Source organism: Bacteroides sp. (assembly GCF_029057325.1).
GTDB lineage: Bacteria > Bacteroidota > Bacteroidia > Bacteroidales > Bacteroidaceae > Bacteroides.
Genome location: NZ_JAICZW010000105.1, coordinates 19,559 through 32,839, shown reverse-complemented (window position 1 = coordinate 32,839; position 13,281 = coordinate 19,559). Strand labels below are relative to the sequence as shown.

Genomic DNA, 13,281 nt, shown 5'->3' with positions numbered 1-13,281 from the left:
GCCTCAATCACCTGAACACGGAGAATGCCATCATCATCAGCGAAGGCGACCACTTGGGAAAAATCTTCTTCAAAGATCTCTACCAGACCCTGAAACTGAACATCTTCGAATATACTTTCGACGAGCACGACGAAACGGTGGCCTACTCCCTCTCCATCCCGTTCGTATCGACCTTTGTCTTCGCAGCGGTCATGAAGCACCAAGAAGCGCCGGGAACCACCTTCAAAAAGCACATGGCGATTGCCCAAGGCTTGCTGAACGAAGACGATTTCCTGCTTCAGGAAATCCTGTTCAATCCCCGCACCCCCTCGCAAGTGGCCAATATACGCACTGAACTGAAGAATCTGCTCGAAATCATCGAAAACAAGGATGCGGACGGCATGAAGAAATACCTGGCTAAAATCAGAGAGAAGATCAGATAACATAGCCTAAGTCCACTCTGCGCCGGTGAGGGGACATCAAGCTCACCACCGCTGCTTCCGGTAAACCAGTTTGGCACTTCCGATCGGACAAAGTGCCGTTTTAGGTATGACGACACCCGGGTGTTAAGCATAACGACATCCGGGTGTCGTACAACTGAAAACAGCGACATGCAAAAAGCAAAACAAAGAGAGGAGAAAACGAAAACAGGACATCCGACCGGAAAAACAGAGCTTGCGAAACTCAAAATTAACTTACATTATCAGAGACATATTCGATCCATCTCTTCCCAAGAGATGGATCGAATTTACCAAATGTTTCATAGAGATTTAAATAGCATCCCATTAGGTATTAAATTGATACTTTATCGGCATAAAAACGACACTTCTGCAACAATAAAAAAACAGAATAGAATATTACAAAACAATGCCATTATATGGTAGGCAAAGCGAAATGAATACAATAAAAAAAATAGTAACAAGGTTTTTCTGCCTCACATGATTTTATAGGCCTGTTTTTCTTTGTTTTTTCACATAGTTACCGCATCTTCTCCAACCGATTTTATTTGCATTTTTTTCAAAAAAGTTGATTATACTCCCGCAAAAAGCCGTTATTGAACAAAATAATCAAAAAAAAATGCAGAAAATGCTTGGATATATCCATAACACGCTCTACTTTTGCAGTCTAGTTCCATCTCTTGGGAAGAGATGGATTCCCTACCTTTTGCAATTGCATTCCATCTCTTGGGAAGAGATGTACTTTCCATCTTTTCCAAACAGCCCCGAATCTGTCGGGGAAAAAGAGGAAGCAAAAATGATTTACAGAAAATGAAGACTAAAGGATAAAGAATAATGAAACGAATTATTTTACTTCTAACAATCGTCATTGCCGGCGTATTTCAATCTGTCCGGGGACAAAATGTAGCAGTAAAAACCAACCTGCTTGCCGATGCTGTGCTCAGCCCTAACCTGGGGCTTGAGGTAGGACTCGCGCCTAAGTGGACGTTGGATGTTACCGGACAATTTAATGCTTGGACGTTGTCGCACGACAGGCGGTGGAAACACTGGGCATTACAACCTGAGGCGCGTTATTGGTTTTGCGACCGATTCGCAGGACATTTCCTCGGTGCGCACGCACACGGAGGACAGTACAACATGGGAGGCTTCAACGGGAAATACAACTTTCTCGGCACAGATGCCCGTAAACTGAAAGACTTCCGTTACCAAGGCTGGTTCATCGGCGCAGGCGTGGCATACGGCTACGCATGGGTATTGGGCCACCATTGGAACCTGGAGGCGGAAATCGGGTTCGGTTACTCCTACACCCGCTTCGACAAGTACCCGTGCGCAGAGTGCGGGACGAAAGTTGAGGCAGACAAGCCGCACCACTACGTAGGTCCCACCAAGGCGGCCATCAACTTAGTTTACCTGTTTTAAATCACGATGAACATGAAAAGGATGATATTCATACTGACAGCCCTCATCGGGTTGGGATGTGTATCGGGGACAATGGCACAGGATATTAAAAGCATAGTCCCCGGCGTTTCCATCACCCACTTCAAGATGGAACGGAACGGAAAATACCTTACCACAGAAATGATTGTGGATCTGGCGGCACTCGATGTGGAGAGCAACCGTGCCGTACTGCTCACACCGCGCCTGGTCAACGGAACGGACTCTTGCGACCTGCCGGCCATAGGAGTTTATGGTCGCCGGCGTTATTACCATTATGTGCGAAACGGTATGGGCAGCATCTCGGGCGCAGACGAAACCACGCTCCGGGCATCGCAGAAGCCGAAACTGATAAGCTATAACAACTCCATCGACTACAAGAAGTGGATGGACGGTGCCACACTCACCCTGCACCGCAGCGACTGGGGCTGCTGTCAGGAGATACAGGCGGAACACGAAGGTCGCTTCGGCACCTATCACGAGGCCTTCTTCCCCGAACTGGCATTCGCACACCCCAAAGTAGAGAAAGGGCCCAAAAGCCGCTCGCTGTCGGGTTCGGCATTCATCGACTTCCCCGTCGATAAAACGGTGATCTATCCCGAATACCGCCGCAACACGGTGGAACTGGGCAAGATTAAAGCCACCATCGACTCCGTGCGCTACGACAAAGACGTGTCCATCAACTCCGTATGGCTCAAAGGATACGCCTCACCCGAAAGTCCATACGCGCACAACCGCGACCTGGCCATAGGACGTACACAGGCGCTTAAGGATCATATACAGCAATTATACCATTTCGACAGCAACACCATCAGCACGGACTATGAGCCGGAAGACTGGCAGGGATTGCGGCTGTTTGTGGAGAAGTCAAACATCAACCACCGTACCGAGATACTGGCGATGATCGACAGCAACCTCGAACCGGACGCGAAAGAGGCGAAAATCAAAAGCACCTATCCCGAAGAGTATCGCTTCCTGTTGCAGCATTGCTACCCGGCATTGCGCCACACCGACTACCGCATCGACTACACCATACGCGGCTACAACGATGTGGAAGAGATCAAACGCATTATGAGGGAACGCCCGCAGAATCTGAGTCTGGAAGAATTCTACCTGCTTGCCTCTACGTATGAACCGGGTACGGAAGAATTTACAGCCGTGTTTGAAACGGCCGTGCACCTCTACCCGAACGACGAGATTGCCAACCTGAACGCAGCCAATGCAGCCATCAGGCAAGACAACTACGAAGCCGCACACCGCTACCTCGACAAAGCGGGCTACTCGGCAGAAGCTGTCTATGCACGGGCCGCACTCGCCATACGCGAGAACAATTACAAGATGGCAGTGAGATACCTGGAACAGGCCCGCGGAATGGGATTTGAAAAAGCAGCCGTCATCCTGGCTGAAATGAAAGAAAGAGGATACGTGGAATAATCAAAGAAAAAAAGAATTTTAAAACTGTTATAATAATATGAAAACGAGAAAATTATACCAGTTCTTTGCAGTTGCCCTCGCTTTGGCGTTTGCCGGGTGTAGTCATGAAGATCTGGCTGGAGAGAATCCCGGAACAGGAGACAATGGTTCCAATGAAGTGTATTTGAAAGTAGCGGCACAACTTCCCGTGGGAATCGGAACACGCAGTACGACCAACGACAATGGCGGAAGCAACGATGGAACCGAAATCGGTAAGGATTATGAGAACGAAGTGAAATCCGTACTATTGGTACTGGCCGACAAGGACAATAAATTCATCGGCTACACAGAGAAGGTGGAATACCTGCAAACCGATGCCAACGGAGAGGTGAACGCCATACAGTCCATCTCAAGAACAGCCCTATCCAGCTATTATGGAGAAGACAATACGCTCACCGCAGAGGAGCAATCGATACATGTGTTTGTATTCTGCAACCCCATCGATGCCCTGAAAGAGATTTTCAAAAACACGGCTCCGCGAGATGACACCTGGCACAGCAAGGTATGCTCCATCGAGGAAAAGACAAACGGAGAAAGCGACAACGCAGCCATCTGGGGAGGCCCCAACCACAACGAAGGCGGTTTCCTGATGTCATCCTACGAAATGGTCACCAAGAAGATTCCGGCCATCTTGTCTGACTGGGACAAGTTCAACGAAGTGGAGAATCCGTTCCAGCTTTCTGCTATGAACACCGGCCTGAGCGGTAGCGGCATGTCAGGCGGCACCATCGACAATAGAGGTGCCGTCAAGGTGGAACGTTCCGTAGCCCGTTTCGATTTCAGAGACGGATCCGGAAAGAACAACACATACGACGTGATAAAGGAAGACGGTAAAACAATCGTGCAGGTTCAACTCCAGAAGATGGCGCTTGTCAACATGAGCAAGAACTTCTACTACCTGCGCCGTGTGTCGGCTGACGGCTTGAACGGCGGCTCAGCGATTGGCAAGCCCGAAACTTCCTCCAACTTCGTAGTAGATACCGATGCAGAAGAGAAGAACAGCGGATCCATCATTGCAGGAAACACCTATGCAGACCATTTCAACTTCTGTTTAGGCCATACCCAAAACGGCAAATGGGAAATCAACGAGAACGCCCGCGAACAATGGCTCACCTACAAAATAGCAGACGTGCTGAAGGGAACTGACGATAATGATGTGTCTTGGAATGAAGGCACTGGGACAAAAGGCGATTACAAAATCTGGCGCTACGCCACCGAAAACACCATTCCGGCAGATCCGGCCAAACAGACGAACGGCATCTCTACCGGCATCGTGTTCAAGGCTAAAATGATTGCCACCGACGTACAATCGGAAAGCTCTTTGCACAAAGCACTTACAAGCGCTACCGGAAACGGAGCGACAGACCCCATCCTCTACGTTTACGGCAATGAAATTTTTGTAAGCTGGACAGAAGTCCGCGCAAAGGCCATCGAAGAGGGACGAGGAAGCTCGCTGTTCAAAGCCGCCTTCGGAAACCCCACGAACGACCCTGTAGCAGGCACATCGGAAACACCCGGTGTGTATAGCGACGACAACGAGAGCGCCGACCACAAATGGAACATCTGGCACAACAACAAACATATGGCAGATGAAACATCCCTGAAAGCGTTCAAGGCAGCCGCAACCGGCAATGAGTTCACCCTCTACCAGTCGAGCAGCGACGAGGGAGTGCCCGGATATTACTGCTACTATTTCTACTGGAACCGCCACAACGACAACGGAAACAACGGAATCATGGGAAAAATGGAGTTCGCCGTCGTACGCAACAACGTATATAAGCTGGCCGTACTCAACATCAAGAAACTCGGTCATCCGCGCGTGACGGAAAACGACCCCGACCCGGTTACTCCGGATACTCCGGACGAGAAAGACGAGGTATATCTGGATGTAAAAGTCGAGGTTTTGCCTTGGGTGGTTCGTATCAATAATATAGAATTCTAAAAAGTGACAAATGCATACTTGTAAACGAAATATAATGGCAAGCCTCATGGCTGCGGTGCTCTGCACCGCAGCCATAGGTCTTGCGTTCACGTCCTGCGAAAGTATCTACGACGACCTGAAACCATGTCAGCACGGGGTATCCCTCCGCTTTGTTTACGACTACAACATGCTGTATGCAAACGCCTTCCCGTCGAGTGTGGACTGCCTGACGCTCTACATCTACGACGAGCAAGACAACTATGTGGACACCAAGGTCGTGACAGGCCCCGAATTGCAGGACGAGAACTATCGCATGACCCTGGACCTTGAAAAGGGCAACTACCACTTCGTGGCATACGGTGGAATGGCATGCGAACAAAGCTCCTTCACACCGGTACAGACTCCGGCGGCAGGCAGCAAGTGGACCGACCTGAAGACACTGATGGATGCCGACTGCCTCACCTCGCCCGTACGGCGCAAGCTGCACGACATGTTCTGGGGAGACCTCACCCTTGAAACGGCCGACCTCTACAACGAAGGGACAGTGAAGATGATGAAGAACACCAACAACATACGCATCGTGTTGCAGCACGTGGACGGCGAACCGCTTGATGCCGCCGACTTCGACTTCGAGATTACCGACAGCAACATCCTGTTCGGACACGACAACGACCTGATACACGATGAAGTGCTGTTCCCTGAAGGAGAGACTGTGACCTACACTCCTTGGGTAAAAGGCCAGGCTGAGGCGGGAATAGCCATCGTTGGCCCCGACCAGGTAGAGCCGCAACCCGTGGTAGTGGCCTACGCCGAGCTGAGCACCTCGCGCCTGATGACGAAAAACAGCCCGCGCCTGCTGGTGACAAACCGGGAGAACGGCAAGACGGTGATAGACTTCCCCCTGAACCGCTACCTGGTATTGCTGCGCAGCGAACATTACCGGATGGGAGACCAGGAATACCTGGACCGCGAAAGCCAATGGACACTCTTCTTCTTCCTGAAGAGCAACGACTCCTGGCTGAATACACGCATCGTGGTGAACGACTGGGTGGTGCGCATCAACGATGCGAAACTATAACACGCGGAAGAATTTACGTAAGAAAAAAAACATTTTTCAAATGGATTTGAAACATCTACATATTATCAGCATGGGCCTCCTTCTTTGCGGCTTGCTGGGATTCGCCTCGTGCGACCACGAATCCCTCGGACCGTCTGAAGAAGAAGACAACAGCGTATTCCTCACTTTCCACACAGACGTGGCAGGAGGTTCTACACGTGCGGAAGACGAGAAGCCGGCAGATGAAAAAATCAATCAGCTACTGATAGTGATTGTTTCGGAAGAGCCGGCAGCCACGGAAGAAGGCACGAAATGGGTAGTGGAGTACAACCGCCTGATAGAAAGCGCCTCTACCGGCGTGTCGCTGATAGACGGACACAACTTCAAGGTGAAAGCCGGATGCAAGAAAAGAATTTACCTGATTGCCAACGGCAAAGGGCTGAAGGATGCGGACGGAAATCCGCTCGACTTCACCAACGAGGCATTCGCCGCCACAGGAAGTGAAGGCAAGGCAAAGGCAGACGACTATGTGTTCGCCCTCCCTTCCGATCTTGACAACGGCATTCCGATGACCGCTATGTATGAGGTGAGCATACCAAGCAAAAAAGACTTACAGAACGACTCACAGTACGACTCACAGAACGATAGCTATAAATTATTAGAAACCTTGTACGTAGTACGTGCTGCCACCAAATTCTCGTTCACATTTACCAACGCCATCCAGTCAATAACTAAAAACATCACAATCAAAAAAATTGCGATTGACCAGATAGCGGATAAAGCATACCTGATGCCACATGTCAATAAAAATAGTGACAACAAGTATTGGGTGGCAGACACGGAGCAGAAAAGCGCCGTACCTCTCGACAAGAGCTGGATAGACTGGATGGTAGATGAAGCGGAAAAGACAAAAGAGGGCAACAACATCGACAAGTATCAATGGCTGACCGATTATGAGGTGCCGGAAGGCGTGCAGCATGCCATTGCTGAGCATGAGATAAAGGAGGAGCTTACCATTGCCCCATCGAAATCGGCGGGAACTGAGTTCTATCTCCCCGAAAGCCAGAACCTGATAAGCGGCGATAATCCACTGAAATTACAGGAATACAAGCTCAGCGTCACCACACTTGACGAAGGCTCTATTCATGAAAATGTATATACCGCTATCCTGCCGCAGCTTGCTTCGCTCTTCCGCAACACGCATGTGAAGGTGAACGTTACGTTCAAAGAATATGGACTGGATTGGGAAGTAGATGTGGAACCCTATTGGGAAGTCGTACTTGAACCTATATTCGGACTATAAAGCTAAAGGGGATTTTCGGAATCCCCTTCATTAAACATACTTACTTCAAACAGCAACTGATATGAAACAGAATTTTTCAATTTATATATTTTTGTGCATATTGTTTCTCGGCAGCGCCGCCTGTCAAGACGACCTGCTCTATAATGGCGGCGAGATAGGCGAAGGCGAAAGCCTCGTCAGTGCCACCGTGAATTTCAAACCCCTTACCCCTGCGCTGAACGGAAACACACGCGCGGCAGGCAATATCATAAAGAGCATCAACAGCCTGTGCGTGTTGCTGTATAATGAGAAAGGAGAGTTGCTGAAGAAATATCCGCTTGAATATGCCGGAGATGGAGTTACCACTCCCAGTGAAGGGAAATACACACTCAAAGACATGGACCGGAGTGGAGACGAAAAAACGGAATCAATAGACGGTGAAGACAAGAAGTTACCTTCTGCTGAATCCCAAACGCCCCATGCTGATTTTAAATTGACAATCCCCTACGGACGCTACCACATCTATGCGGTGGCAAACATGGGCGACCTTCTTACCAATGAGAAGTATTCCGAAGCCATTCAAACAATAGAAGGATTGAAAAGCATTTCCCTCACATGGGATGCAGACAATATAGCAGCCAACAATCAGATGTTTGGCTACTTCACCGTAAAAGGAAGTGAACAGCAGGATGAACTAGCTATTATAAACCAACCCAAAGCCAGTCTGCATGCTTCAATACGCCGTGCGGCATCCAAAGTGACCATCGCATACGACGGTTCCGCCCTTCACGAGAATGTATTTATTTATCTCAAATCTGTAACCATTAAAGATATACCGACTGAATGCTATTTAGGCAAAGAGAGCACTATCAATCTTGACGAAAATTCCAAAAACAGGTATGGAGCACTTATAGATGGTGAAAGCATCACGTATGCCGAAGGAACAACATCCTATGATGAGCACTATCCGGCACGTATCACGAAAGGTAAACCGTTCTATTATTATACGAACAAAAACACAGCCCCCAACGGAGTATCTGTATGGAAAGCGGATTACGACAAAGATAAAGCCAGCTATGCCAAACTGGCTCATGGAGAAAAGAATGAAGCCCTCTTTTTCTATGAAAACATGCAGGGAACTGGAAAAAACAAGCAACAAGATGCAGATGGGGATGGAAACCTTGATGCCCCGGGAATGAACAACAAGCCCGGAGATACATTCTATAAAGACCAAAAGCCATACGGCACATATATTGAAGTTAAAGCCTATTACGTTTCTAATGTCCATGGGCGGGTGAGTAATGGTGACATCATCTACCGCTTCATGCTGGGCAAGAATGTTACTACTGACTACAATGCAGAACGCAATCATCACTACAAGTTGACACTGAAATTCAACAAGTATGCCAACGATGTAGATTGGCACATCGAATACGAAGAGCCTGACCCTGGTATTGAAGTTCCCAATCCTTATTACATATCCTATTTATATAACCACTCCATGATGCTTCCTCTTAAAATTAGAACCGGAGGAAAAACCATTCAGGAAATAGAGGCAAAAATTGTAGATAACAGATGGGCGCCCAATAATCCTGATAAGGACTTTGCCTATTGTAAAGAGATGGATTTACCATATCAAAATCAATGGAATGGTTTTCTCTCTCTTCGGAGAACAAAAGATTTGGTTCTTCCCAACGAGAACCCCATTACTGTAACTTCAAATCAAGCTTACTATGAAGAACATAAAAGAGGAGAACGTAAATATATAGAAGAAGGGATTGCCTTACCCAAAGAAGGTGAAAGCCAAAGCTATGGGGATGACGAAGGAGATGGAAAATATATCATCGAAAACGAAGGGGACACTGTATATCACCTACAAGTCCCTCTATACACCCGTGCCAAACAATTAATGAAAGCAAGTGCTTATACTGGCAACAACCCGTATGTAGCTTACCAGCGCAAGGCCGAAATTAAAATAGTAGTCACATTCACAGATGGTACGCAAATATCAACAGATGGCACAAATTTTAGTGGAATCGAGGTAACAAATGGAAATGATAAAGATTTAAAGAATCCAGTCATTTACCAAGTACGCCGTATAGTCAATCCTAAAGGAGTTTGGCGCAAACATGATAACGACAATAAGTTTCACGTACAATTGAAACGTCTGCCCAAAGAGAATGAAACGCAATTTACATCATTTGCTTCAGAAGGTTCTTGGAAAGCGTATGTATATTGTGGTACAGAGAATTTTATCACACTGAGCAATAATAATGCCACAACTCCAGGTGAAGAAGTGGGCGGAGAAACCGGTTCTATGATAGATTTCGATATTAACTTTAATGGTACATGCGGAAAGGACGAAAACCGTTATGCCATAATACGGGTGGAATATCACAACTATACTTGCTATCATCTGATTTTCGTAAGACAAGGCGATGCACCGGATTCCTTGATCGAGGGAGGAAGCGAATGGCTTGCATATAATATGAAAACCAAAAACAAAACAACTGATTCTCCCTTGGAAGAGGGCTCTCTATTTAAATTTGGCAATTGGGACTATCCTATAGACGCAATGTGCAATAAAAATCCCACCACTGGTGATGGTTATTGGATTAACGTAAAGCCTAGTTCATTTGTAAACAACAGCAATAATTTACTAATTGCAACCGATGACAATTTAAATAAGGAGACGGCAAAATGGAGCGATATAGCAACTTCTTATTCTTCAACAACTCCCGCTTTTGCTGAACCTAATATAGAGAATGCTAAAATAGCGTCTTATAACGATTTTGCAGTATTATACCACCATGAAGATATTGCAGAAGGATATGGGGTATTGTATGGAAATGAATCCAATGAAACTTTGGATGATTTGAAGGAGGTCTATGAATACGATTATGAACATACCGGACGTGGAATGCGAGGCAGCTTTGTATATAACAAAGTAAGCGGGAAAAGTTTGTTTTTTCCTATTGGGGCTTCCGGATATGGTCACAGAAAAGAGGCAGATAGAGATATCAAGACTTCTAATAACAAAGGTGCAGGTATATTGAGATATTCTAGTAATCGAAACGAAGAGTTTCCTAATGAAAAAATAGGTGAAGGGGAAGTTTATCCGAATGGCTTAATAGACGCCCCTCTTTTCTATGATATATATATGCGACCTGGAGCAGTTTATTGGTTAGATCGAAAAGCAGATGCAGGGGATATAGATAAAACTGAGAATGCAATTGCACTAGGATGGGATTTCAACTACTTTACTTTTGACTTTTTTCCATACGGTGCATACGCAGCGCAACAGGGTAAAAATGCCGCCTTCATTCGCTGTGTAAAAAAGAAATAAAGCACTCCACACCCCCAATACGATTTTCGCAATCTTTCCGATATGCCTCATGCCCGCCCTCCCCGGCAGCATGAGGCATATTTTCTTTCCGTCCCTCCCCAACCACAGGAATTGATAACGACTTAGGTATCCCCCAAAGGCCAACCACCTGTCTAAGGGAATGCAGTGAAAAATCCACTCCCTTTATGCGTGCCAAGGAGAAGAGATGCTTCACTGCGTTCAGGATGTCAGTCAGTGAAAGCCCGATTACCACTCCAAATTCCGGATGAGCCGGAAAGATTGCTTTTTACCGATTGCGAAAGCCATAAAATGTGAATAATATCATTCCACGCCCCAAAATGCAAAAAATCGCACTTTTCTCAAATGAAAAACGACTTTAGATGAACTATAATAAGAAAATTGAATACGGTTAACGACAATTAGCATAATCATACAACGTTGATTATCAGATATAAAAAAAATGAGTTGACAGACACTTGTGTCCAACGTGACAGACACTTGTGTTCAAGCCGACAGACACAAGTGTTTGAGACGACAGATGCAAGTGTCTGTCAAACCGGGGAATATAGGGGGGAATTGCAGGTAGATGTGCAAACATGCATCTCACTTTCTTTTAGGCACGGATTTCACGGATTAGTCAAGGAAAAAACCGTGTAAATCCGTGTAATCCGTGCCTAAAATCTATCGTTATGTCGGTTCCTTTTCGTTTTGACACACCTCCCTATCGGATTAGGAGGATTTCGGCCTGACTGATGATAGAGAAGTCTTCTACAACGCTTCAATCTCTTCGGGCGCAAACCCCGTGCATTGCGCAATGATTTGCGAATCGATCCCTTGCTGCCTCATTTTAAGGGCAATGGCATACTTCTCTTCTTCGCGTCCTTCCGCCTTGCCTTCTTCACGTCCTTCAGCCCTGCCTTTTTCAAATCCTTTGCGTTCCCCGCTGCTGAACAGCGTTTTCTCTACGCTCACAATGTCCCAGAACTTTTCATAGCCTAAAAGCTGTTCCCGTGAGAAAGCGGACTCTTCCAGTGCGTTGACAGCCTTGCGTATCTCCGGGTGTGCCATCAGATCGGCCGACACCTCTTGCGTATGCTCGTTGATTTCCGTCAGGTAGCGCAGCCAAAGCACCTGCATCTTCTTCTCCGCATACGTGTGCGGAGTGAACTTGGGAAGTTCCACAAAGACCAGGTGAAGGCCGTCTATGATTTTCTCCGTATGCTCCACATGCACCAGCCGGTAATAATGGTAGTAGGTATCAGGGAGGTCCGGCTCGAAAATGTCATTGACAAGGTTGAGTGAATAGACGGGTTGGAGCAGCTCGTAGTCCTCGCCCGAATCCAGTTGGCGAACGTATGCCTTGGAGGCGTTGAAAAGGACACGCTGCTTGAACTCCGGCGACCAGACCATCTGCATCTCCACAATGAAATGGCGTCCCCGGGAATCTTTGCACCGCACGTCCACAATGCTGTGCTTCCGCAGCGGGTTCTCGGGCACCATCTCCGGGTTCAGGTACTCGATTTCCTTTATCTCCCTTCCTTCCTCGAAAGGCAACAGCGCATTGAGGAAACTGATGACTACATCGGGCTGGCTGCCGAATACCTTCTTGAAGGTAAGGTCGGCTTTGGGGTCCAAATACTTCATATCTATCGGCTTTTGTTGCAAATATACCGCTTTTCTTGTTATTTTGCCACAATGGGTTCCCAATATTAATGCCACTTTCCTCTCTTCACCTCCTTTCACCTCTTCCCTCCATCCCCCGTCAGATTGTCAGAGAACGTCTGTAGCAGAAAGAATAGACGCTTATCTGGATGACATTTTGGAAGCTAGAAAGAGAATTGAAGAACTAAAAAAACAAACTCAAGGAAATAGGGATTAAGCATTCCTATACTTCAAAAATAGAATAGGCCATGAATAAGAATTTGAAAACAGAACTTGAATTGTTGAAAGCAGAGTTAGGTACTCCTGCATTTGAGGAACGTCTGGAGAAAATGAATGGAGTTTATACTTCAGATGAAGACAAGGCGTTGATTTCAGAGTATGTGCTTCTGATGCTGAACGACATCGGCAAGGAACTGGATGAAACGAACGAAGAACTGAATATGTTGGAGACTCTCAAAAGCATATCCAATATGATTTCTTTCAAATATATAGCTGAGACTTATTTCAACAAATCAAAATCATGGTTCTCCCAACGATTGAACGGAAATATGGTGCATGGAAAAAAATGCGCATTCAATGAAGAAGAATTGTGTACGTTGAGATTCGCACTGCAAGATATCAGCAAAAAAATAGGTTCTCTTTCCATTTAGGATTGTTCTTATTGACAAA

Annotated in this window: 8 protein-coding genes and 1 pseudogene; 8 read left to right on the top strand and 1 reads right to left on the bottom strand. The window is 46.7% G+C overall.

The genetic code is table 11. From position 1 onward, the window contains the following. The 7 genes and pseudogenes from K2G43_RS06825 to K2G43_RS06795 form a co-directional block, all read left to right on the top strand. Positions 1-422, top strand: a pseudogene (locus tag K2G43_RS06825) (prephenate dehydrogenase/arogenate dehydrogenase family protein); the annotation flags it as partial. An 849-nt stretch (positions 423-1,271) separates the two neighbouring features. Continuing rightward, the gene (locus K2G43_RS06820; protein WP_297643620.1) at positions 1,272-1,856 is read left to right on the top strand and encodes a DUF3575 domain-containing protein; all 585 of its coding nucleotides are present in this window, start codon (positions 1,272-1,274) and stop codon (positions 1,854-1,856) included. Positions 1,857-1,868: 12 nt separating this feature from the next. Continuing rightward, positions 1,869-3,305, top strand: coding sequence for a DUF3868 domain-containing protein (locus tag K2G43_RS06815; RefSeq protein WP_297643619.1), 1,437 nt, complete (start codon positions 1,869-1,871; stop codon positions 3,303-3,305). 37 nt (positions 3,306-3,342) lie between these two features. Continuing rightward, complete coding sequence (locus K2G43_RS06810) at positions 3,343-5,286, top strand: Mfa1 family fimbria major subunit (RefSeq protein WP_300153717.1); 1,944 nt, start codon at positions 3,343-3,345, stop codon at positions 5,284-5,286. 34 nt (positions 5,287-5,320) lie between these two features. Then, entirely contained in the window at positions 5,321-6,343 is a 1,023-nt protein-coding gene (locus tag K2G43_RS06805; protein WP_297643617.1) for a FimB/Mfa2 family fimbrial subunit, read from the top strand. Positions 6,344-6,383: 40 nt separating this feature from the next. Then, on the top strand, positions 6,384-7,625 hold the full coding sequence (locus K2G43_RS06800) for a hypothetical protein (RefSeq protein ID WP_300153715.1): 1,242 nt from the start codon (positions 6,384-6,386) through the stop codon (positions 7,623-7,625). A 61-nt stretch (positions 7,626-7,686) separates the two neighbouring features. After that, the gene (locus tag K2G43_RS06795) at positions 7,687-10,950 is read left to right on the top strand and encodes a hypothetical protein (protein ID WP_300153713.1); all 3,264 of its coding nucleotides are present in this window, start codon (positions 7,687-7,689) and stop codon (positions 10,948-10,950) included. 768 nt (positions 10,951-11,718) lie between these two features. Here the strand turns inward: K2G43_RS06795 and K2G43_RS06790 are convergent. After that, a complete protein-coding gene (locus K2G43_RS06790) occupies positions 11,719-12,594 on the bottom strand; it encodes an Rpn family recombination-promoting nuclease/putative transposase (RefSeq protein WP_300153710.1) in 876 nt (291 codons plus the stop codon). Between the two features lie 266 nt (positions 12,595-12,860). On the opposite strand from K2G43_RS06790, the gene K2G43_RS06785 reads away from it, so the two are divergent. Further along, a complete protein-coding gene (locus tag K2G43_RS06785) occupies positions 12,861-13,262 on the top strand; it encodes a DUF5053 domain-containing protein (protein WP_297643609.1) in 402 nt (133 codons plus the stop codon). The last annotated feature ends 19 nt before the right edge of the window (positions 13,263-13,281 follow it).